At 69.6% G+C, this 21,191-nt stretch carries 14 protein-coding genes; 5 read left to right on the forward strand and 9 right to left on the reverse strand.

What is annotated here, in order from left to right; genetic code table 11:
- The first annotated feature begins 291 nt into the window (after positions 1 to 291).
- Complete coding sequence (locus ACFZBU_RS47730) at positions 292 to 1,500, forward strand: TIGR02391 family protein (RefSeq protein ID WP_391590113.1); 1,209 nt, start codon at positions 292 to 294, stop codon at positions 1,498 to 1,500.
- Positions 1,501 to 2,367: 867 nt separating this feature from the next.
- Here the strand turns inward: ACFZBU_RS47730 and ACFZBU_RS47735 are convergent.
- Positions 2,368 to 2,529 (reverse strand): hypothetical protein, encoded by a 162-nt coding sequence (locus tag ACFZBU_RS47735; protein ID WP_391590114.1) that lies wholly within the window; start codon positions 2,527 to 2,529, stop codon positions 2,368 to 2,370.
- A 276-nt stretch (positions 2,530 to 2,805) separates the two neighbouring features.
- On the opposite strand from ACFZBU_RS47735, the gene ACFZBU_RS47740 reads away from it, so the two are divergent.
- A complete protein-coding gene (locus tag ACFZBU_RS47740) occupies positions 2,806 to 4,479 on the forward strand; it encodes an integrase (RefSeq protein ID WP_391590115.1) in 1,674 nt (557 codons plus the stop codon).
- A 146-nt stretch (positions 4,480 to 4,625) separates the two neighbouring features.
- Here the strand turns inward: ACFZBU_RS47740 and ACFZBU_RS47745 are convergent, their stop codons facing one another.
- From ACFZBU_RS47745 to ACFZBU_RS47755, 3 genes are all read right to left on the reverse strand, one after another.
- Entirely contained in the window at positions 4,626 to 5,252 is a 627-nt protein-coding gene (locus tag ACFZBU_RS47745; RefSeq protein ID WP_391590116.1) for a hypothetical protein, read from the reverse strand.
- A gap of 812 nt (positions 5,253 to 6,064) precedes the next feature.
- Positions 6,065 to 8,557: a tetratricopeptide repeat protein gene (locus ACFZBU_RS47750; protein WP_391590117.1), complete on the reverse strand. Its 2,493-nt coding sequence runs from the start codon at positions 8,555 to 8,557 to the stop codon at positions 6,065 to 6,067.
- A complete protein-coding gene (locus ACFZBU_RS47755; protein ID WP_391590118.1) occupies positions 8,554 to 8,940 on the reverse strand; it encodes a hypothetical protein in 387 nt (128 codons plus the stop codon). Before ACFZBU_RS47755 ends, ACFZBU_RS47750 begins: the two co-directional genes overlap by 4 nt.
- 298 nt (positions 8,941 to 9,238) lie before the next feature.
- On the opposite strand from ACFZBU_RS47755, the gene fxsT reads away from it, so the two are divergent.
- The 3 genes from fxsT (at position 9,239) to ACFZBU_RS47770 (ending at position 15,048) form a co-directional block, all read left to right on the forward strand.
- The gene (gene fxsT, locus ACFZBU_RS47760; protein WP_391590119.1) at positions 9,239 to 11,833 is read left to right on the forward strand and encodes an FxSxx-COOH system tetratricopeptide repeat protein; all 2,595 of its coding nucleotides are present in this window, start codon (positions 9,239 to 9,241) and stop codon (positions 11,831 to 11,833) included.
- A 989-nt stretch (positions 11,834 to 12,822) separates the two neighbouring features.
- The gene (locus ACFZBU_RS47765; RefSeq protein ID WP_391590120.1) at positions 12,823 to 13,020 is read left to right on the forward strand and encodes a hypothetical protein; all 198 of its coding nucleotides are present in this window, start codon (positions 12,823 to 12,825) and stop codon (positions 13,018 to 13,020) included.
- Between the two features lie 306 nt (positions 13,021 to 13,326).
- Positions 13,327 to 15,048 (forward strand): pentapeptide repeat-containing protein, encoded by a 1,722-nt coding sequence (locus tag ACFZBU_RS47770; protein WP_391590121.1) that lies wholly within the window; start codon positions 13,327 to 13,329, stop codon positions 15,046 to 15,048.
- A gap of 116 nt (positions 15,049 to 15,164) precedes the next feature.
- Here the strand turns inward: ACFZBU_RS47770 and ACFZBU_RS47775 are convergent, their stop codons facing one another.
- The 5 genes from ACFZBU_RS47775 to ACFZBU_RS47795 all read right to left on the reverse strand — a co-directional run bounded on the left by ACFZBU_RS47775 (position 15,165) and on the right by ACFZBU_RS47795 (position 21,147).
- The gene (locus tag ACFZBU_RS47775) at positions 15,165 to 15,692 is read right to left on the reverse strand and encodes a helicase associated domain-containing protein (protein WP_391590122.1); all 528 of its coding nucleotides are present in this window, start codon (positions 15,690 to 15,692) and stop codon (positions 15,165 to 15,167) included.
- A 254-nt stretch (positions 15,693 to 15,946) separates the two neighbouring features.
- Complete coding sequence (locus ACFZBU_RS47780; RefSeq protein WP_391590123.1) at positions 15,947 to 17,056, reverse strand: hypothetical protein; 1,110 nt, start codon at positions 17,054 to 17,056, stop codon at positions 15,947 to 15,949.
- A 77-nt stretch (positions 17,057 to 17,133) separates the two neighbouring features.
- Complete coding sequence (locus ACFZBU_RS47785; RefSeq protein WP_391590124.1) at positions 17,134 to 17,910, reverse strand: AAA family ATPase; 777 nt, start codon at positions 17,908 to 17,910, stop codon at positions 17,134 to 17,136.
- Positions 17,900 to 19,423 (reverse strand): Mu transposase C-terminal domain-containing protein, encoded by a 1,524-nt coding sequence (locus ACFZBU_RS47790; protein ID WP_391590130.1) that lies wholly within the window; start codon positions 19,421 to 19,423, stop codon positions 17,900 to 17,902. Before ACFZBU_RS47790 ends, ACFZBU_RS47785 begins: the two co-directional genes overlap by 11 nt.
- 542 nt (positions 19,424 to 19,965) lie before the next feature.
- A complete protein-coding gene (locus ACFZBU_RS47795) occupies positions 19,966 to 21,147 on the reverse strand; it encodes a hypothetical protein (protein WP_391590125.1) in 1,182 nt (393 codons plus the stop codon).
- Positions 21,148 to 21,191: the final 44 nt, after the last annotated feature.

Genomic DNA, 21,191 nt, shown 5'->3' on the forward strand with positions numbered 1-21,191 from the left:
CACGGGTCGCCCACGAATTGCTCCGCGTCATGGCCGGCTCGTACACCGAGATTCGTCGTCGGCTGCTCCCGTTCGACGAACAGCGAGCTTCGTCACGCGCGTTGGTCTGATCCACGCGCCGAGTCGGACCCCCCAGCGGGTGGTCACCGACGCCAGCGTCCACGCCCCGGCCGTGGTCACGCCTGTCACGGCAAGCTGTACTACGCCGTCACCGGCCGGGACAACAGGACGTACGTACGCACCTTCACCAAGGCCACGTGGTGGAGCGGCGCCTCGCGGCTCTCGGAATCTGTGCGCGCCCCCGCCCTGGCCGCCTACCGGGACCGCGTGTGGCTGACCCTGGTCTCCCCCGAGGGCAAGCTCCTTCTCCACATCCACAACGGCTCCGATTGGAGCTTTCCCCAATCCGACAGCCTCGGCTGGGAGGTGGACGACGGCGTCACCATGGCAGAGCACGACGGCCTCCTGCGGCGTGTCGTCCGCGGCCGGGACAACCACGTCTACACCAGCACCTCGGACGGCGGCTTCGCATCGTCGCGGCACGAGGTGCTCGCGCGCCGGGTGTTCGGTTCCCGACCGGGAGTCCGGTGGGACCGTGTCCTGGACGGTCTCTCGCCCGGCGTCTCCCTTGTCCAGGCCCGCGCGGACCATGCACGACGCGCCTTCGGCTCGGTGCCCGAACAATTGCTCCCGGCACCGGGAAAGGTCCGGCGGGACGACTCCGCACAGTGCATGATCGTGGACGTGACAGGGATCGACACAACGTGGGCCGACGGCGAACTGGAAAGATTTGTCGGGCTCGCCATGAGCAGGGTCACCCCGACCACTCGGGTCCATGCCTGGACGTCCACCCAGGAGCCCGACGACGCGTTCCGGCCGCCGGAGGAGCACCTGGTCGAGTCGGCGCATGTCGTCGAGCAGATCCTCGACGTGGTGCTGCCCCGTTGGCGCAGCGAGGTTCCCGACGACGACAACGACGTGGTCAACCGTTGGTGCCAGCACTACGAGGCGGCTCTGCGTGCCCGGATCGCCCTGCGGCGCGACACCGAGGTCCGTGCGAAGCTCGGGGACACCGCCCCGCGGTTGAGTGCCTCGCGTCTGCATCCGTGGGTCTGGGAGCCGGCGAGGCCGCTGTGGCGGAACGGGCACTACCGCAGCGCGGTGCTCACCGCGGCCGTGAGCGTGAACGACGAGACGCAGAAGAAGGTCGGCCGCAACGACGTGTCCGAGAAGGATCTGTTCAACGAGTGTTTCGTCGTCAAGGACCCACTCCCGGGCAAGTCACGCCTTCTCATCGTTCCCAACGACGGCAGTCCGACGTTCAGAAGCATCCAGGAGGGCGCCAGGGCGTTCGCCGAGGGCTGCTACCGCGCCATCCGCAACCCGCTCAGCCATGTGACCGGTCCGGAACCGTCCGAAGACGAAGCGCTCGAACAGCTTGCCGTCTTCAGCCGATTGGCCCGATGGGTCGACCAGGCGAAAGTCCTCAAAGCGACCTGACAACGAGGCCACGAAGGCGATGGACACGCGAAGGAACGCGTGGGAATACAACGCTGTCGGGGCACTGCCCGATTGACGTCGGGCATGGCCTGGCGAGCGCTCGGACGGCCATCGCAAGGCCGGGCAGTGCGTTGTCTCAACGGCGGGTCAGGGGCGCGGTGTTCCGACCCGGGACGCAGCACCGATTGAGCATGTCGCTTGTGACCCGGGGTTTTGGTGTGTGGTGCCGGGCGTGCCTCTGGCCGAGAGGTTGGTTGACCTGGAGTGCCGCACGGTTTGAGAGGGTCGGGCAACGCCGTTGAGAGTTCCCTTTGGCGAGCGGTGTGTTCGGGGGGCTGTCGGCAGAGCCCGGGTGGTGTCGTCACGGCCGGGAGGAAGCGGCGGCTCACGCCACGCCGGCGAATCCCTCTCTCGCGGTACACCGCGCCGGACGCTTGGTGTCACTCGTTCGAGTGGGTCTCACGTACGCCGCCGCGGCCGTGGAGAGGATTCGGCCATGGCTGGCATCGGCCCCGGTTTCGACGATCCCGAACCCGAATACGACGATTACGATCCGGCCCGGAGCGCCCGGGACACACCCTTCCGGCGATGGCTGATCGACAGGCTCGCCGCGGCCGGCTCCGGCCTCCCCGCCGCGGCCGTCTCCTGCTACGCCCCCACCAACCGCTACCACGGCCTGCGCCACACCGACGTGGAGCTCCTCGCGATCGTCACCGACACCACCGGCGACATGGTGCGGGCCGCGCACAAGGCCGACCTCCGAGGACTGGGCACGCGAACAGCAACTGCGGGAACACCCCGACCTCGCTATCCTCGACGCGGATCTCGACCGCATCCGACACCGCTCCTGACCCGGGCCTCGTCCGGCTACGCCGGCGCCTGCGCGAGCAGGTCCAGGAGCCGGCGCGGCGAGCGCAGGGCACGGTCGCCGTCGTCGACGAGTGCGAGCAGGCGCGGCAGTTGTTCGACGACGCGGACCAGGCGCCCGGCACGCACGTACGTCCCGGCGTCGCGCAGGGCCTGCTCCACGCGTGGGGACGTTTCCTTCCCCACGCATCGCGTGGCGACCGTGCGCCGACGCGCTTCCCGACCGTACGCGTGGGTACGGCGGTGGGTCGAGCCCGCACCGTTCCGAGGGCCGCCACGCGCACGTCAGGGGTGCTCGGCGCGCTTCCCTCGTGGTGACCAGGATCCTCGAAACGGGCAAGAAAAAAGGGGCAGTGGCCGTAGAACGGCGAGTGCCCCTTTGAGTCTGGTGGAAGTATATACCGCATTCCGTCGGGCCGTCGAGATAGCGTCGTGCGGGTGTCGACCACCACCGCTTCGACGGTCCCCGCCTCCGGCGGCGCCCCGGGCCCTCAGGACGCCGCCCGTCACGCCTCCGGCCGGCTCATCGAGTTCTTCAGCGACAGCACCACACCCTGGGCACGCAGGCTCTGGGACATCGGTTCCGTGCTGGCCCTGGAAGAACTGTGGGAGGCCGGATCCTGGCAGGCTGCCGGCGTCCTGAGCGGCTCCGCCTGCGACTGGCAGCGCAATCAGCTGTCCGCCCGGATCGGTCCCGACCGCGGCCTGGGCGACAAACAACTGCGCCGCCAGATCACGGACGTCCTCAAGGCTCCCCTGCCCGACCCCAGCCCCGGGCGACGCACACTCCGACAGCTGATCGACCACGCCCGCCCCGACTACCTCACACGGTGGGCCCAGGCCGCCGCCGACGCCCCCGCGACCATCAAACCCGAGCGTTTCGCCCGCGCGCTCGCCTCCCACCTGCTCGACCTCGGATTCAGCTCCGCCTATCTCCAGCAGGAGGCGTTCGGCCTGTACAACCGCCGCCTGGACCTGGCCGGCATCGCCCAGGCGTGCGCAGAGATCGCCGCCCGGCCCGAGCGCACCTTCGAGGTGCTCGTCACTCTCGACAAGGTGCCCCACCGGGACATCGCCGCGACGCTGGACACCTGGCGCGACAAGGGCCAGGTCTCGGCCTGGCTCAAGAGCAACGGCCACAAGGGACTCCGCAGCGGCGGCGGCTTCGTCTACGCCTGCCGCGCCCGCGATCCCCACGGCGCGGCCGACCAGGCCCGCCGCATCGTGGAGCGCCTCATTGCCCGCGCCGCGTTCCTGCGCAAACACCGCGACGGCGTCGTCCCCCACGACCAGGTCTGGGTCCAGGACCACCCCGACCCCATCACGTGGGCCCCGCCCGCCCGCGGCGCGAACCTGACCTCGCTGACCACGGAGAACCACCTCTACCGCGTCGACGGACCACCCAGCAGGCTCGACGACGCCCTCGAACTCGCCGCCCCCATCAACCTCGGCGCACTCGGGCCCGCCGTCGCGGGCGCCTGGGCCGCCGTCGAGTCACTGCTGTGCCACCCCGACGACCCCCAGAACGAGAACGAACGCTCCGGTAAGGCCATAGCCGCCGACCGGTTCGCGATGATCGTCGCCTGCTCGTGGCCCCGCGCCGAACTGACCGCCCTCGCCTACCGCCACAGCCCCACCACCCCGGACGCGCTCGCCGAGGTCCTGGAGACCTGCACCTCCAACGCGGCCCGATCCCGCGTCGTGGCCGAGGCCCTCGCCGTGTCGGGCCCCCAGGCCCTCGCCCTGGGGAAGAGCCGCATTCCCCAGGGCGATCCCGCGGCGGCCCTGCGCATGACGAACATGCTGGCCAATCCCGGCGTCGTTCTGCGCGACGTCGCCGACACCCTGAAGCTGACGATGCGCCGCCTGTACCGGGCCCGCAACATCGTCCTGCATGGCGGATCCACCCAGGGCGTGGCCCTGGACGCGGCACTGCGCACCGCCGCCCCCATCCTGGGTGCTGGACTCGACCGCATGGTCCACGCGGCACTCGTCGAACAACTCGACCCCCTCGACCTGGCGGCCCGCGCCGAAGTCGCGCTGCAACTGGTCGGAGGAGACACCGGACTCACACCCGTCGACCTTCTCGAAGCGGCGAACGCCCGCTCCTGAATTCCAGCAGACGACGGCGAGCAGGGCGAGGTCCGGGTCGAGCGACAGCGGTGCCTCCCGGGGCGTGGATACCACCGGGGTCCGAAGCCGCCCGGGCCCGCCCTGACGTCGTGGCGCGGTGTCGGACGAGTGGTCGCAGAGTCGATCTACCAGCGGGCGGCCTTGTGGTTTGCGTATCGGATCGCTCGTTCCTCCTCGTCGAAGTCGTCGCGGGTCCCGGTCCTTGCCTTGATCTCGCGTGCCGTCTCGCTTGTTTCGTGAGCCCTTTCCGCGAATCCGCAGATGTAGGTCGGTGGGGGTGTTCGCCGGGATTCCTCGCGGGCGGCGAGTTTGGGGTCGCCGGCCACCAACTCCTCGTGCATGGCCCGCAGTCGGGACCGTGTGGGTCCCGGGACCTTGCAACCGGCGAGAAAGATGTCCAGGTGCCGTGCGCTGGGCGCGCGGGTCCCGTCGAGGATGAGCCGCAGGGTGTTGCGGGGAAGTCCCCCGCCGGGCCGGTTCTCCAGGGTTCGCAGGGTGTGTCCGCGGGCCTTGTGGATTTTGGACAGCTCGGCGGACAGCGTTTGCACCGAGACCTTCGGGGTGCGCTCCCGGTCGGCGGCCTCCCACAGGCGCGCGCCGTCGTTCGGATCGGCGAGACCACAAGCCTGCGCAAAGGCTTCGACGACTTCTCGGCCGGGGACCCGCACTCCTGAGGCGGCACGCAGGAAGGTGGACTCGCCGTAGGGACGGCCACACGCCTGTGACTTCGCGACCAAGTCCTTGAAAGTCATCTTGGAGGCTGTCAGTTGCCCGCGCAGCCACTCCGCCAACGCTTTCAGCGCCGGACCCGCTTCTTCGGGGATTTCCTTCCGGGGGCGTCCCACGGTTGTCACCCCCGCACCGGGATCGGAAGGCGGACGAGCACGGGCCGCGGGGACACTGCCGCGATCCCGATGAGGGCGGCGCCGCCGACGATGCCGAGCACGGTCTCCGGAGGCAGGCCCGAGACGGTGAGGGCAGCGGCCACGACGATGACGACAACGACGACCAGGGCGTCCGGGAACGACAGCCTCCAGTGGGACCGGGGGGCGGAAGAACAGGCCGTCGGGGTGGGGCTGTGCCAAGGCATAGGGAACTCCCGTGGTGAGGGCGTGTGCGCCCGAAGTGTCGTGGCGCGAGACACCGCGCCCGGAAACGTTCCCGGGATCATGGGGCCCGGTCTGCGCTGGTGGACCGATGTTGCCAGCGCCACCACGGGCGACGCCACCCGCGGATCCCCGATCGTCCACGGACGTACATTTCGAGCGTTGTCACGTGGGGCGCTGACCTGGCCACCAAGTGGAATTCATTCACGATGCCGCCATCACGGTCCGGAAGGGGGCGACGTCCCCCGAGTGGTACCGAGCCCCCCGAGATTGCGGCCGGGTCCTTTCCCGCGCCAAGGCACGGACGTCGAGCTCGGCGACGGAGCCCCTTCGCGGTCGGGGCGAGACCTCGCACCCCGTGATGACCCCGACGCCGTGCGCCGGCGCCTCGAACACGCCTGACCCGAGCCAGCGGCCCACCGCCCGTCGCGATCCCGCCCCCCGATAGTGAAATCCGGCTACCTGACTCCGCGGGCTCGTTCCAGGTTGCGTCGAACCTGGACGGTGGACGGGTGGTCGGAGCCCAGCGCGCGTTCGAAGCCGGTAAGGACTTCTTCGAGATGGGGAATGGCCCGCCTGCGTTGACCGGTGGCGAAGTAGGCGGTTGCGAGGTTGTTGCGCGTGGTGAGCGTCTGTATGTGCTCAAGTCCCAGTACGCGCGCGCGGCCGTCCAGGGTGGTCTCGAAGAGGAGGATCGCCTCGGTGGTGTTGCCGGCCTGTTGGTGGGCACAGCCGAGGTTGTTTCGTGCTGTGAGCGTTTGAGGATTGTCGACGCCCAGGGTGCTTTCGAGGCGGACGTGGACGTCTCGTAGGAGAGGGATCGCACGGCCTGGATTGTTGGCCGCCCGGTATGCGGCGGCGAGGTTGTTTCGTGCGGTGAGAACGTTGGGGTGGTTCTTGACGAGCACCGTCTCCAGATCGGTCAGGATGTGCTCGAAGAGTGCCACTGCCTGGGTGGCGTTCCCCGCTTGCAAGTGCGCGGCGGCAAGGTTGACGCGTGCGGTGAGGGCCATCGGATGCTTCTCGCCGAAGAGGCTTGTGCAGTCTGTGGCGATCTCGTCGAAGAGTCTGATCGCGCGAATTGTGTTTCCGGCCGCCAGATATGCACTCGCGAGGTTGCTACGGGAGGCGAGAGTGTCGGGGTGGCGCTCGCCGAGAACGTGCCGACGATCGCTGAGCGTGCTCTTGTAGAGGCCGACCGCCCGTGTGATGTTTCCGATTGCTTGGTATGCCCCGGCGAGGTTGTTGCGTGCCCTGAGTGTGTCGGGGTGGTGCTCGCCCAGGATTTGCCGGGAGTCGACCACGATCCGTTCGAACAACTCGGCTGCGCGCCTCACTTCCCCGTTCGTCTGGTATGCGCCTGCGAGGTTGTTGCGGGAGGTGATGGTGTCGGGGTGGTCTTCGCCCAGGACGCGCCTGCGGTCGGCGAGGGTGCGTTCGTGCAGCACGACCGCGAGGCGGGGGTTACCGGCCTGCGCGTGGATCTGGGCGAGGTTGTTGCGGGAGGCGAGGGTGTCGGGATCGTCCTCGCCGAGAACTCGCGTGCGGATGCCCAGAGCGCGGGCGTTGTTGGCGATGGCTCGTGCGGTGTCGCCCTGGTCGTTCAGGAAGACGGCTGTCTCGTGGAGCAGGCGGGCGGTCATGGCCGTCTCCGCGCCATCGGGGATGTGGCCGGTGTGGTCGGTGACGTGGGGCAGCAGTCTGCGCCAGGTCGGCCACGCGCTCGGATCTCGTGGGTTGGTGGGCAACGCCTGGGCCAAGCGTTCGCTGGCCTTGTCGCGGGCCAGGGTGACGTCCTCGGCGTGGCGGTGGGGGTCGTTCGGGTCGGGGGTGCGGGCGAAGGCCTGCACGAGTCGATGCACGGTGATCAGGCCGTCGTGTTCGGTGATCATGCTGTGTGCGTTGAGGCGTCCCAGGGCCTTCGCGAGGGCGGGCGGTGCGGCGAGGTCGTCGAGGAGGTTTCGGGGGATATCCGTGGGGGCGTACCAGGCGAGTATCCGCAGAACGACACCCGCCAGGGGTGTGTCGTCGAGCCGGTCCAGGGTGATGCGCCAGACTCGCGCGATGGTGTGTGAGGGATCGTGATCCTCGGCGGTCTCGCCGTACATTGCGGCCGGCCACTTAGCGAGCATGTCCAGGTAGGAACGCGGCGGGGTTCTGGTCTCGGCGCAGTAGGCGGCGGCCTGCTCCAACGCGAGGGGTAGGTGGCCGAGTTCGGCGCACACCTCGGCGATGCCGTCGATGTCGCGGGGGCGTTGGCGCCGGAGGACGCGCGTGAACAGGTCGAAGGCCTCGTTCTCGTCGGGGACGTCCAGGCGCAGGGTGTCGGTGGTGTGCCATCCGGTGGCGCGGCGGGTGGTGATGAGGAATCGGCCGGTGGTGAAGCGGTCGAGCAGGGGGCGGATGTGGTCGATCCGGTCGACGTTGTCGAGGACGATGAGCCAGTCGTCGTGGCCGGTGAGCCATTGCACGGCCCGTTCCCGAAGGACCTCGGTGGGCAGTGCGGTGAGGGCGGGTTGCAGGGCGTGGGCGAGGTCGGCCAGGCCGGTGGTCACGGCGGTCTCGCTGTCGGCGGTGATCCACCAGCGGGGATTGCCGGCGCAGCGGGTGCGGGCCCAGTGCGCGGCCAGGGTGGACTTGCCGACTCCGCCCAGTCCGTGCAGAACCTGGACGGTGAGCCCGCCTGCTCGGGCGAAGGTCGTGTCCAGGGTTTCCAGCGTGCGCACCCGGCCGACGAACGAGCCCGGCCGTGGCACGTTGGTCGTGTCCGGGAGCACGTGCACATCGGTGATCGGAGTGAACGCCTCCGGCGGCAAGACGATCGCGTTCTCGTTGTTGATGATCTGGGTGAACGTGGACGCGTTCGCGATGTCCCCGCCTGCGGCGATTCCTCCGTTTGCCGCGGAGACGGTCGGCCCGACGCCCTCGGGAGTGCGGCCGGGGCGTTTCACGGGCCCACGTGGGTGGTGGAGTCCTCGATGTCGCCGCCTGCGGCGATGGAGCCGTTCGTCGCAGTGATCCCGCCAGTGCCGGGCGGTGCTGCAGGTGGGGCTGCGGGCGGCTGGGCGGAGCGGCTCGTGGAGCGTCGTACGTTTCCGCCGGCCGCGATGGATCCGCCGTCCGCCGTCACCGCCGGTGCGGGCGGACCGGCCGGGGGGCGCCACACGTACACCGTCCAGGCGAGCCCGAGCAGAGCCACGACCGCCCCCACCACGCTCGCGATCCGATCGGCCGTGTCCAGATCCCCTGCCGCGGCCACTGCGACCAGACCGATCGCGACCGTCCCGCACACGCCCATCAGCGCCAGGCGGCACGCCTTCTTCCATCCCGTCATGCGACCATCATCACCCCTCGGACGGACAGGTGTTGCGGCGATCGACATCCGAACACCAGTGACCGATGATCGTCAAGGCTCGGAAACGAAGGCCGAGTTCGTCGTCCGCCGCGATCCGCCCGCCCCGATGCCCGCGCACGACGGATGATGGGGTCACGATCGCCCGCTGCGCCCCGGCAGGCGGGCCGGGCCCGTCGTGTCGGCGCGGGCACCGAAGCGATCGAATCGAGGCGGAGGCGCGATGGCTTGGTGGAAACGTGGAAGCGGCTCCGCTCGGGGCGACGAACGGCGCCCGATCGTGGTTACCGCGGACAACGGCTCGATGGCCGCGGGCGGGAACATCAACGCCGACCTCGGACTCACCCGGGCGGAACGCATCCACCTGCTCTCGCCCGAGAGTCGCGTGCCGATCGACCGGGTCGAAGCAGGACCGGGGCTGGACAACATCCGCGACCCGGGCCTGTTCGTCGGCCGCGAGACAGTCCTGGACGACCTCGACCGGCTCCTCGCCCCGCCCGGCGAAGTGGTCGTGCACGTCGTCCACGGTCTGGGCGGCATCGGGAAGTCGGCCCTGGCCGCCCACTGGGCCCGAACCCGCTCCACCCACGCGCCGAAACGATGGATCAACGCCGACACCCCGGCCGCGATCGACGCGGGCCTGGCCGCGTTCGCCCTCGCTCTGCAACCGACCCTCGCCGGCGCCGACACCGACTTCCTGCGCGACCGCGCCGTGCGATGGCTGGCCTGCCACCACGACTGGCTCCTCGTCCTCGACAACGTCGAGGACCCCGACCACATCCGCCCCCTCCTCGCCCACATCGGCACCACCACCGGACGCATCCTCATTACCAGCCGCCGCTCCACCGGCTGGCACCACCTCGCCACCACCCTCACGCTCACACCCCCCACACGCGAGGAGACCGTCGAACTGTTCCACCGGATCCTCCCGCGCCACGACCGCGGACCCGACGACGACACCGCCGCCGTGTGCGCCGAACTGGGCGACCTGCCCCTGGCCCTCGAACAAGCCGCCGCCTACTGCGCCGAGACGGGAACGACCGCACGCGAGTACCTGGACCTGCTGCGGGCGTGGCCGGCCGAGATGTTCGCGGCATCCCCCGAGCAGGGCGACCCCTCGCGCACCATCGCCCGCGTCTGGCGCATCACCCTGGACCGCCTGACCCGAACACCCCTCGCCGGGGACGTACTGCGCTCATTGGCGTGGTGGGCACCCGACGACATCCCCCGCCGCCTCCTCGACGACTTCGCCGGCGCCACCCCACCCCAGGTGAATACGGCGATCGGACGGCTGATCGCCTACAGCATGATCAACCGGAACGCCGACCGCCTGTCGGTGCACCGCTTGGTCCAGGCCGTCGCGCGCACCCCCGACGACGAGGACCCACACCGCCGCGATGTCGATATCGACGCCGCCCGCGTCGTGGCCACGGTCCACCTCGAACGCGCGCTCCCGAGTGACTGGCGCGACCCGGCACTGTGGCCCGTGTGGCGTGAACTCCTGCCGCACGTCGACGCCCTCGTGAACAACGCCGCTCCCGAGACCGACACCGATTACACGGCCGGACTCCTGTCCAGGGCGGGCAACCATCTGCACGATCAAGGAGCGGCGCGCACGGCCGTGGACCGACTCGAACGTGCCCTCGACGTCATGCGAGACCGGGGCGAGGAAGGCGTCCCCACACTCAGATTGTTCAGCGACTTGGCCGCCGCCCACGTCACGGCAGGGGACCCCGACAAAGCCGTCGAACTGCACACTCACATCCTGGCCGTTCGCGCCCGACGACGCGGTGAAGACGACCCGGAGACATCGAACTCGCGCAACAACCTCGCGTCCGCCCTCCAAAGCGCAGGCCGTCTGCGAGAAGCCGCCGAGATGTTCGAGCGCACGCTGGCCGACCGAGCCCGCATCCTGCCTCCGGACGACCCCTACACGCTGAACACTCTCAACAACCTCGCGACGGTCTACAGCGAGCTGGGAAGACACGACGAGGCGATTGTCCTCTTGACGGAGAGCCTGGCCACCCGGGCCCGCACCTTGGGACCCAGCCACCGCGACACCTGGGCATCGCAACATAACCTTGCCTGCGCCTACCGTGATGCTGGCGACCGGGCACGAGCAGTACCCATGCTCGAGGCGTGTCTCCCCGCGTTCGTGACCCTCCTGAGCAAGCAGCATCCAAACACTCTGGACGCACGCGACAACCTGGCCGCCTGCCTCCTGGGCACCGACGCCGACCGCGCCGTCGCCCTGCACGAAGAGAACCTCGCCGCGGCGATCGAGGCATACGGCCCGAAACACCCCGCCACCATCCGGTACCGCCACAACCTCGGCTGCGCGTACGGGTACACGGCGACGCCGACGAAGGCGATTCTTGTGTGGGAGACGGCATACCAGGATGCCACCGAGAGCCTTGCAAACGATCACCCACTGCGCGCGTTGATCGCCGGTCGACTCGGCGTTGCCTACCACCGTGGGAACGACCCCGAGAAGGCGATCCCCAAGCTGAGGGAAGCGGTGGATGGCGCCATCCGACGGCACGGGCCCCGCGCCGACCATACGTTGAATCTTCGGACGATCCTGGCCGACGCCCTCCGGGACGCACAGGAGTCGGCCCAGGCGATCCACGAGTACCAAGCCGTCTTGTGCGCGACCGAACGCGAACTGGGAAAGGATCACGTGGACACGCTGATATCGCGCTACAACCTGGCCGTTGCCTACCAGGCTACCGGTGCTCCCAAACAGGCCACCGGAACCCTTGAGGCACTACTGACGGACTGCCGACGTACCTTGGGGGATCTCCATCCGCTCACTCGGGAAGTGCTTGCCAGGCGCAACGAGTTCCATGGGCAGGACCAACAAGCCGAAACGTGATGACCTCACGTGTTCAAGTGCCGGACCGCCCAGCCCAACGAGACGGGGAGCATACAGGGGAACGCGAGCCGGCCAGACTGGGGGACAAGCGGCGGCCGAGGAAGTCTCGTGACGGAGGGCGGTAGGCCGACGACGATCACCGAGACCCGGGAGATGCTAGTTGGTGGAGTTCGAGGAGCAGCTCGCGAACCTGCCCTTCGACCGGTTGCACGCGAAGATCGCTGGAGTGGGCCCTGACGCCGGAGGAACGCGCCGAAGGGCGCGCCCGGTTCGAGCAACTGCGCTCCGGTGACTTCTCAGGCCTGGTCGACTCCGACGGCATGAGCTTCCCGGTGCGCGGCGCCCCGCAGGCCGAGCGGGAGCTGGACAGGCTGGACGCGGCCCGTCGGGCGGGTTGCGAGCGGGGCATGGCGGCGGTAACCGGCGACCCGCACGGACGTGGGACCGCGCCCGTGCGGCGCCACGAGGACTGCCGCCGGCCGTGGGTTGACCGGGCGGTGGAGGAGGGGACATGACCGCCGTCCTGGTCTGTGTCGGTTCGGGTCGTGTTCGGGTGTGTGATGTGGTGGTTTGTTGTCTGGTTTCGGTGGGTGGGGTTTCTGTGTGGTTTTCCTTACGACATTCGGTGCGAGGGTCCGGGTTCGTCGGCGTGCGTCGGTGTGCCGAAGCATGTTGGTTGTCCCATCGACAGCGTCACGAGCCATCAGATACTTCGGCATCACACTCGCCCGCGAGCAGCCGAAACAGCACCGTTTGACCACTACTTACCCATGCAAAGCGGAACTCGCCACCAGTGGTCCGGGTCGTCCCCGCGTGCGGCGCGCATCGCGCGCACCAGCTCGTCCCGCATGGCCGGCCGGGGAACCCCGTCGTCGTCCGAGCCAGCCACGACCCACCGTCCCTCGGCGACCTCCGCCGCGACGTGAGCGTTGCGAAGATCCGAACGCGCCCCCGTTCCAACGGACTTCCCCAGCCCCTAAGGTGTGCGCATGCGAGACGAGCAGGAGAAGTTCACGGGTGCCGGGTGCATCGGGGTCATCCTGGCGTGGATCGCGTTCCCTCTGCTCGCGATGGGTTTTGGGGGCAATCTCGGTTACCTGCTCGGCGGAGGCGTGTTCCTCGTCCTCGCCGTACTCTGCCTGTCCCGGCACACGCAGCTTCAGCGCGCCCGGAGAGAGGACATCTAGTGTGAGGTTCGGTCTTGGTGTCATGGGGATGTTCGGTTTCGTGTGTCACTGATGTGTGGTTGTGTCTTTGCGGGTCAAAGCTTGTTCGTCGGGTTGATCATGGTGACGGTTCTCCGGATGTCGCGGTGACATGAAGTCGTATTGGTCGGTGTCACCTTCGCCGTGTCTCCTTTGTCTTTGTCGTCTCGTTGCTCGCCGGAGTGCGGGGTCGTCTTTGCTGCGCCGGATCCGTCCAACAGGCGCAGTGCACGACGACGAGAAACCCGGTCCCGCAACCGCCCTTCGGGCTGTTTCGTCCCCACCGGCATGACGCCACCCCCGCCTACGCCCCCTTCGTGGCCCCACTGCGGCGAGGGCGCCGATCCCGTCCTCGACCCGGTCGGCTGCCACGGGATCCATGTCCCCGGACACACATGCTGCCTGGCCCACCTCGCCACCTCCGATCGGGCCGCGTACCTGGCAACCCTGTCCCCGGGCGATGACGTCGACTACCGCGCCACCACGTTCGCCCTCCCCCTGCTCGACGAACTCTTCGACGCCCTGCGTGATCCGACCACCACCCGTCCCCGCCTTGGCAGTGCTCGGTTCGACGCAGCAGTGTTCTCTGCCGAAGCCCGGTTCGAAGGTGTGACGTTCTCCGGGGACGCCGTATTCGACCAGGCGGTGTTCTCTGCCATAGCCCGCTTCGAGGACGTCACATTCTCGGGCGACGCCGAGTTCGACGACGTGCAGTTCTCCGACGAAGCCGTGTTCGACGAGGCGATGTTCTCGGGCATCGCCGCTTTCCGCCGAGCGACCTTCGCCGCCGACGCCAATTTCAGGGGGGCGACGTTCTCCGCCGAAACCTGGCTCTGGGGCGCCACGTTCTTCGCCAATGCCTGGTTGCGCGGCGCGGCGTTCACCAGCGCCACCCGGATCGGGCCGTTGGTGTGCCAGGGGCGCCTGGACCTCACGGGCGCGGTGTTCTCGGCGCCGGTGACCATCGAGGCCGCCGCAGCGTCCGTCCAGTGCGGGCACACTCAGTGGGAGTCGAGAGCCACCCTGCACCTGCGATACGCGAGCATCAATCTGTCCGGCGCCGTGATCACGCAACCGATCGCTGTCACAGCCCACCCGAGTACCTTTCTCACCCCATCGGGAGCCGCCGCACCCGAAGCCCCGCTGGCCGGGGCCGACCCCGGCGTACGCGTGACGTCGCTGCGCGGGGTCGACGCCGCGCACCTGGTCCTGACCGACACCGATCTCACCACCTGTGTGTTCACCGGCGCGTTCCACCTCGACCAGCTCAGCCTGGCCGGCGACACCCACTTCGCCGCGCCCCCCACCGGCTGGCGCCTGCGCAACGGCATCCCCGCCCGACTCGCGCGCCGCCGCACGATCGCCGAGGAACACCACTGGCGCGCCCTCACATCGGGAAACCCACCGCCCCCACACGGCTGGACCCCCGGCCCCCACCACCCGAACACCGCGCTCACTCCCGACCCCGAGGACGTCGGCCCGGTCTACCGCGCCCTGCGCAAAGCGTCCGAGGACGCCAAGAACGAACCCGACGCCGCCGACTTCTACTACGGCGAGATGGAGATGCGCCGCCACGACCACAAACGCCCCACCGGCGAACGCGCCCTGATCACCGCCTATTGGCTCCTGTCCGGATACGGCCTGCGCGCCACCCGCGCCCTCGGTTGGCTCTTGCTCGCCATGACCATCACCATCCTCGCGATGATGCTCTGGGGACTGCCCACCAGCGACCCCAAACCCCGCACCACCGGGGTCCAGGTCGCCACCGGACAACGCGCCGAGTTCGTCACCGACAACCCCGACCCGACCCTGACCGGACCCGTCCACGACCGGCTCACGGCCAAACGCGCGGAGAAGGCCACCCGTGTCGTCGTCAACTCCGTCGTCTTCCGCTCCAGCGGCCAGAACCTCACCAAACGCGGCGCCTACATCGAGATGACGTCACGCCTTTTGGAACCCGTCCTCCTCGCGCTCGCGATCCTCGCGATCCGCGGCCGCGTCAAACGCTGACGATCACGAGGTGGGATCACACCGACTCCACCCCGAACGCCACACCGAACCACCGAATCGGCTCGGGCCGACCCAGTCGTCACCGGACAACCTCACGCCGGATCTCACACCCGACGTCACGTCCACCGCATGCCGACCGCGTCGAGCCCTGTGACCCGCTCGACGGACAACTTCGCGCACCGCACCCGGGTGTTGGTGACCCACACCCCCAACTTCACCTCCTCGACGCCGCCGTCCCACCCGATCGACTCCACATGCCCGCGCGGGACCTCAAGATGGCCCTCCCGCGCGAAGAACGACGCCGCGGCCGCATGCCCGCGCGGGACCTCAAGATGGCCCTCCCGCGCGAAGAACGACGCCGCGGCCGCAACCCCCACTGTGAAATCGCAACCGCTGTGGTCTGCCACCGGCCCGGCGAGCGGTCTCGTCCGATCCACGCGATCCGCGAGTACCGGGGCCGTAAGGACGAGCCGAAGGGCTTCGGTCGGAAGGGCTACCGTGACGCGGGCATCGGCGCCTGTACACGGCTCGGCGGCCTCATCGTGCTCGTGTGGGACAACCTGCGCATGCACTTGGTCGCGCCACCGCGGGAGTTCTTCAAGGCCAACGCCACCCGGCTCAGCGTGTCCCGGCCGTTCACCCACGCTCCGGACCTCGACCCGCGGGAAGGTATCCGGTTCCTGGCCCAACGCGACCTCGACAACTCGCTGCGGCCGACCCCGGACTGATGATCGGTGGGGGTGTGTCGGTGGGTTTGCGGCATGGTTGTGTCAGTCGGGTGTGGGGGTTTCCGGGGCTGGTGGGGTGACTTCATCCGAACATTGGCCGCTGTCATCGGATGCCGAATCGGTGCTGACGTTTTTGATGGATGAGCGGGTCGGTTTCGTACAGATCGGTATTACGGGTGTCCCGTTCGTCGGTACGGCTTCCCGGCGTTGTCGCTCCGCTCCGCGGTTCCTTTTCTCTGGTGTGGGGTGAGGTGGAGGTGGATCTCGTGTGCGTATGCCCGCAGGTCGGCCCCGTCGCGGACGCCGATCAGGGGGAACAGGGAGCGGCCGGGGTCGTTGCCCTCGAGCGTCTGGTGGGCCACGGCGGCGTGGAGCAGGATCCGCGCCCATCGCGGCACGGCATGTACCCGGCACGTGCGGTGGGCGCGGCTGTCGTGTGTCTTGACCGTGGACGCGTCGGGTGTGATGTCGATCCCTCTGATCAGCGCGAGTCGTTGAACGTCCGCGCCGGTGACGACCGCGGCGGCGAGCGCCGCCGCGTGTGTCGGGTGCGCGAGACGCGTGTGGAGCCGGCCGGCAAGCTGCCCGATGGAGGGATCCCAACCCGTCTGCCTGTTCTCGGCGTTCCTCTCGCCCGTCCCGTCGCGCCCGGCGCCGGGCGCGGACACGGTGCCACCGGCCCCTGTGCAGGCCGTGCGCGCCGCTCGCGGGACCACGACCCCCGGGGCGGGCCGCGCCGGGGTGATCCACGCCCGTTCCTCGTCCCCGTTGCGATCGGGACCACTACGGCCGCCTGCGAACCACCCCGGCCCTGATGCCCCGTTGTTCTTCGCAGGCCATGCCAGGGCCGTGCGGGCCTGGTCGAGGTCCTCGACGATCCGGTGTTCGACCCCGCGGACGAAGGCGCCCATCGCGGGTCCGGGTGGGGCGTGCCACACCACCGTGACTCGCACTCCGGTCCGGACCCGTAGGTCGAGGAGTTGCCGCAGGCGCGCCGGGGTGAGGTGGTGACCGCGCAGCACGATCACATGCCGCACGCCCGACGCGATCACCCATGCACAGGCGGCGTTCCACGCCGGCCTCAGGGCGTCGGCCCACGCCCCGCGACCCTGTCCGGACGGTGGAAGGGTCTTGCCGAGCGCGCACAACACGTCCTGTGCCAGTGCGGCCACACCGCCGGCCGCCGGTGTCGGGTGCACGGTGATCCGACCCGCCGCCCCGTCGTGCGCGCCGAGCGCGGTCGCCGTGTACACGGGATCGTCGTGACGGTCGACGATCACGGTCAACGTCTTTGGCTCCGATACCGGGACACGTGCCGAACCCGGTCCCGGCGGGACCGACGGCGCGACGCCGTGCGTCACATGCCGCCGATCTTGCTGTACACCCAGCGCACCAGGTCCTCGTCGACCCGGGCGAGTTCCATCTTCCGCATCCCGGCCAGGACGTGGGTGGTGATGTTGGCCCAGTTGCGGAAGCTGCCGTGGGCGGCCTGTTTGTCGATGGCGTCGATCAACGCGGTGTCCACGTCCGCCCAGACGGGGTGGAAGGCGGGGATCGTCGCCCTCACCTCGTCCTTGGACATGCGGGTGAACTCCTGCCAGATGAAGATCCTCGACGCGAGCATCGGTTCCCGGCGCAGGACCTTGTAGCAGCCGTCGCCGCCGGCGAAGATCACCGCGATGTCGGTGCGTTTGTCGTCCCACAGGTGGCGCCAGAACTCGAACCCGGTCTTCTTCATCCACTGCGCCTCGTCGCAGACCAGGACCCTGAACTCCTCGGCGAGCGCCTCCTTGAGGAGGGTGTCGAACTCGATCGGGCGGGCCGGCGGCTCACCCGGGAGCCCCAGCGCCTGGAACAGACCATGCCGGATGTCGCGCGGGGTCGGCCCGGCACGCAGTTCCAGACGGTGGGTGATGTCCGGGGCGAGATGCCGCAGCGCGGAGTTCACCGGCATCGTCTTGCCCGATCCGGCCGGCCCGTAGACGCACATCATGGCCTTGGCCTCGATGACGGCCTCGATGTTGTCCCGGGTGGTCAACAGCGTGTCGGTGCCGACCAGTTGTGCCTGTTCCAGGCCCAGGAAGTGGTCTTCGCTCTCGTCGGGCAGCAGCCCGTAGTCCAGGTCAGCGATCATCGGCTTGGTCCTTGTCGGGAGTAGGTGTGCGCAAAGGCCTGGGGCGGGCCCAGGTGTCGGGCGCCGGGCCGTGTGGAACGAAATCGGGACGGGCCAGCGCACGACGGTCCGTTCGCGCGGCCGCGCCCAATTCCTCTTCGGCCTGTGCGGAGGTCGGGGAGGTGAGAGGCCGGGGTGGGGAGGCGGTGGTGGAGGCCTCGAAGCGCCGGCGGCGCAGTTTCTCCGCGGCTTTCAGATCGGCCTTGAGTCGGCGGGCGGCCGCGGTGCGTGCGGCCAGGACCGAGCGGATCTGCTCCCGGCTCGCGGCGGCGGCCAGGAACGCCGAGCCGAGATGTCGGCCGGTGGCGGCGTCGAAGACCTCGATGGTGTCGTCGTGATGGGGCAGGTGCCGCACCGAGACCCTGGTGCCGGTACGGCCGTTCATCCAGGGGGCGAGGTAGTCGCGCCGCCGCCACCGCACTCCGCTGGTGCCGATCGTGTAGGTGCGCCCGTCGTCCTCCAGGGCGAAGGTCGCCATCTGCTCGGCGGGCACGTCCGTCAGCGGTGTCGGATCGGCCTGCCACGCCTGGAGGGGGGTCTTGCCGTTCAGGGCGGCCGGCCGATGTTCGGTGTTCCACCAGGCCACCCAGTCCAACAGCAGGCCCACGAACGCCTCGTAGGTCAGCGGCGGGGCGTCCGGGTCGGCGAGCCGGCCGCCGGTGAGTCTCTGGCGGCCGGTGTAGCGGGGGAGACAGACGAGGAACATCTCCTCCACCGCGTCGTTCAACGCCTCGACGGTGCCCTTCAGATGCGGGCTGTAGGCGGGGAGGTCGGTGACGGGGACGGCGAACGCGCCCATCGCCGCGGTGACCGTCGCGCACAGGAACTCCTTGCCCCGGTCGACCCGGATCCGACCGGGCAGCCCTCCCGTCGGCCCGAACGGCTCGCCGCGGGTGATCGCGATCCGCAAGGACGCCAGCACCGCGTCCCGGCTCGGCGCGTGCGCGGTGACCGCGACCCCGGTGACGGCCTTGGTGGCGCAGTCGATGAACCACGTCACCCACGGCGTCGCCGACTCGCCCTCCACGTCGACTTCCACGGGAACGTGCTTGTGGTCGCCCTCCCACACCGCGTTGCGGTGCGTCGGCGGCCGCTGGCCGAACACGTCGTGGGCGCGCCGGGCGGCCTCCCCGCTCTTGAGACCGGCCCGCTCGCCGCGGGTCAGGTCCCGGCGGATCGCCCGGTGCAGCGTGGACAGCGACGGCACCGCCGGCGCGTCCGGATCCCCGGCCGCCCTCCGTACCAGATCGGCGTGGACCCGCGAGGCGTTGCCGCCCCACAGCGCCAACAGTTGCCGGATCTCCGCAGTGACGGTGAAGCGCGACGCCTCCACCCGCGCCAGACGCCGGTCCCGGCGCGCGGCCGCCAGCCACCGCCACACAGTGCGTTCCGACCTCCCCAACGCCCCTGCGACCAGCCGGACATGGGCCGCCGTGAGCTCCCCACGGCCGTCGAGGTCCAAGAGCCTGGGCATCGCCGCAGCCCGCCCCAGGCCCGACGCAAAGACGCTCTGCATCCCGCCCCGGCGGCCCGCGCCGTCCTCGTCCGACATGCGCCGTCCTTCTCGTCGACAACCGCAGCGCGACCCGAAAAGCCGCCCCGACACCAGATGTCCCAGAGATTCGTCACCCGATTGACCGATATCGGCATACCGCTGACAGCGCGGCTCCCGTCGAGTACACCGGCGGCGCGGGTATGCCGAAGCGCCGCCCAACACTCGCCGTAGACCACCGCAACACCGGACGCGGATGTCAAGGCACCTTCGCCTCACCTCGCCACCGGCCGCCGACATCTCCCCGCCCACCGCTGCGCCGCCAACGGATCGATACCCGAGTTCACCGAGTCGTTCGGACTCGAGTTCGGCCTCACGGCCGCGGTGCCGTGTCGCTCTCGAGGACTGCGCGCACCTCGCCTGACCGCCACCACAGGTTCAACTCCGCCTGCACGTCGCGCGGTTCGAGCGGCTGCCCGGGACCCCTGCCACCGATCCCGGGCCGGCGGATGGCACAGCAGTCCTCAGGTCGTGGGCAACTCGACGCACACGACCTGGCCATCCAGCAGGAACGCCCGATCCCCGACGACCGCCTCGACCGAGGCACGAAGCCGTACCAGGTGCCCTGTCGGCGCGTGGACGAGCAAAGACCCCTCCAACGAGGCGGGAAAGCAGACCCAGTCACCGAACCGCCGCTGGTACCCCAACCCCAGACCGCCCGGACGACCGAGATCGTCCGAAGTACGCCACACCACGCGCCCGTCTCCGACGGCCCGTCCGACCCACGCCCCTTCCTCACCCGCGACGACCACTCCGGCGGCCGCAGCCACCGGCGCGCAACCGGGCCCGTCCCGCAGAGCCGTCACCGGCCAGGTCCGCGACGCCCGCGGCACCGACCAGTGGTGCTCCCACACGACGGCGCCCGTACACCGATCCAGGACCCTCACCCCGCCCTTGTCCACCCGACCGGCGCCCGGCGCGCCCGGACCGTACCCGTCCCGGGCACCGAGCCCCATCGGCGGCCACGGACGAAACAACACCACCTGCTCGTCCATGGTGGCCAGGTGGAACCAGTGCGGATCGGCGAACGTCGTCCACACCTGCCGCCCGTCGCGCCGATCGAGCCCGACCGCCCAAGCCCACGCGTTCGGCCCGTCGGTGCCGTACCGGGCCACGACCACCTCGTCCGACCGAGCCGGGACAGCGACACCGGGCCTCCCCGCCACCCCGTAGGAGAACGCCTCCCACAACAGCCGATCACCCTTCCAATCGAGGCCGACCCGATGATCCAGATCCCACACGTCCCGCTCGAGCCCGTCGTCCTGACACAACCACGCGTGCCACACATGCAAAGGGACACGACTGCGGGAAACACCCCCCAACCGCCTGCCGGTACGCAACGCGAACACGCTCACGGCGACGCCGCCCCCACGCGGACGACACACCACGATCCGTCCCACATCATCGAGAACCGCGACACGCGTCCCCGACCAGCCGGTGACCGATTCCGGCGCGGTGTCCATCTCCCGGGGGTACGGCAACGTCCACAAGGTCCGCCCGTCCACGACATCGATCACCGCCGCCGTATCGACCACCACACCGCTACGCGGCGCGGCACGCAACACACCGGTGGACGTCTCGTACGGATGCGCGGGCCGCCTCCACACCACACGCGGCACCTCGCCCCACGGCAACCCCTGCGTCACCCCACGCCGTCCTCTCGCGTCCCAAGCGCCTACGGCACACACGA

It is taken from the genome of Embleya sp. NPDC008237 (assembly GCF_042956465.1).
GTDB lineage: Bacteria > Actinomycetota > Actinomycetes > Streptomycetales > Streptomycetaceae > Embleya.

What these genes read in the sequence shown, in the direction of transcription:
- ACFZBU_RS47770 (WP_391590121.1), top strand. Translation starts at nt 13,327, where the DNA reads ATGACGCCACCCCCGCCTACGCCCCCTTCGTGGCCCCACTGCGGCGAG.
- ACFZBU_RS47765 (WP_391590120.1), top strand. Translation starts at nt 12,823, where the DNA reads ATGCGAGACGAGCAGGAGAAGTTCACGGGTGCCGGGTGCATCGGGGTC.
- ACFZBU_RS47790 (WP_391590130.1), bottom strand. Translation starts at nt 19,423, where the DNA reads ATGCCCAGGCTCTTGGACCTCGACGGCCGTGGGGAGCTCACGGCGGCC.
- ACFZBU_RS47745 (WP_391590116.1), bottom strand. Translation starts at nt 5,252, where the DNA reads ATGACTTTCAAGGACTTGGTCGCGAAGTCACAGGCGTGTGGCCGTCCC.
- ACFZBU_RS47785 (WP_391590124.1), bottom strand. Translation starts at nt 17,910, where the DNA reads ATGATCGCTGACCTGGACTACGGGCTGCTGCCCGACGAGAGCGAAGAC.
- ACFZBU_RS47755 (WP_391590118.1), bottom strand. Translation starts at nt 8,940, where the DNA reads ATGACGGGATGGAAGAAGGCGTGCCGCCTGGCGCTGATGGGCGTGTGC.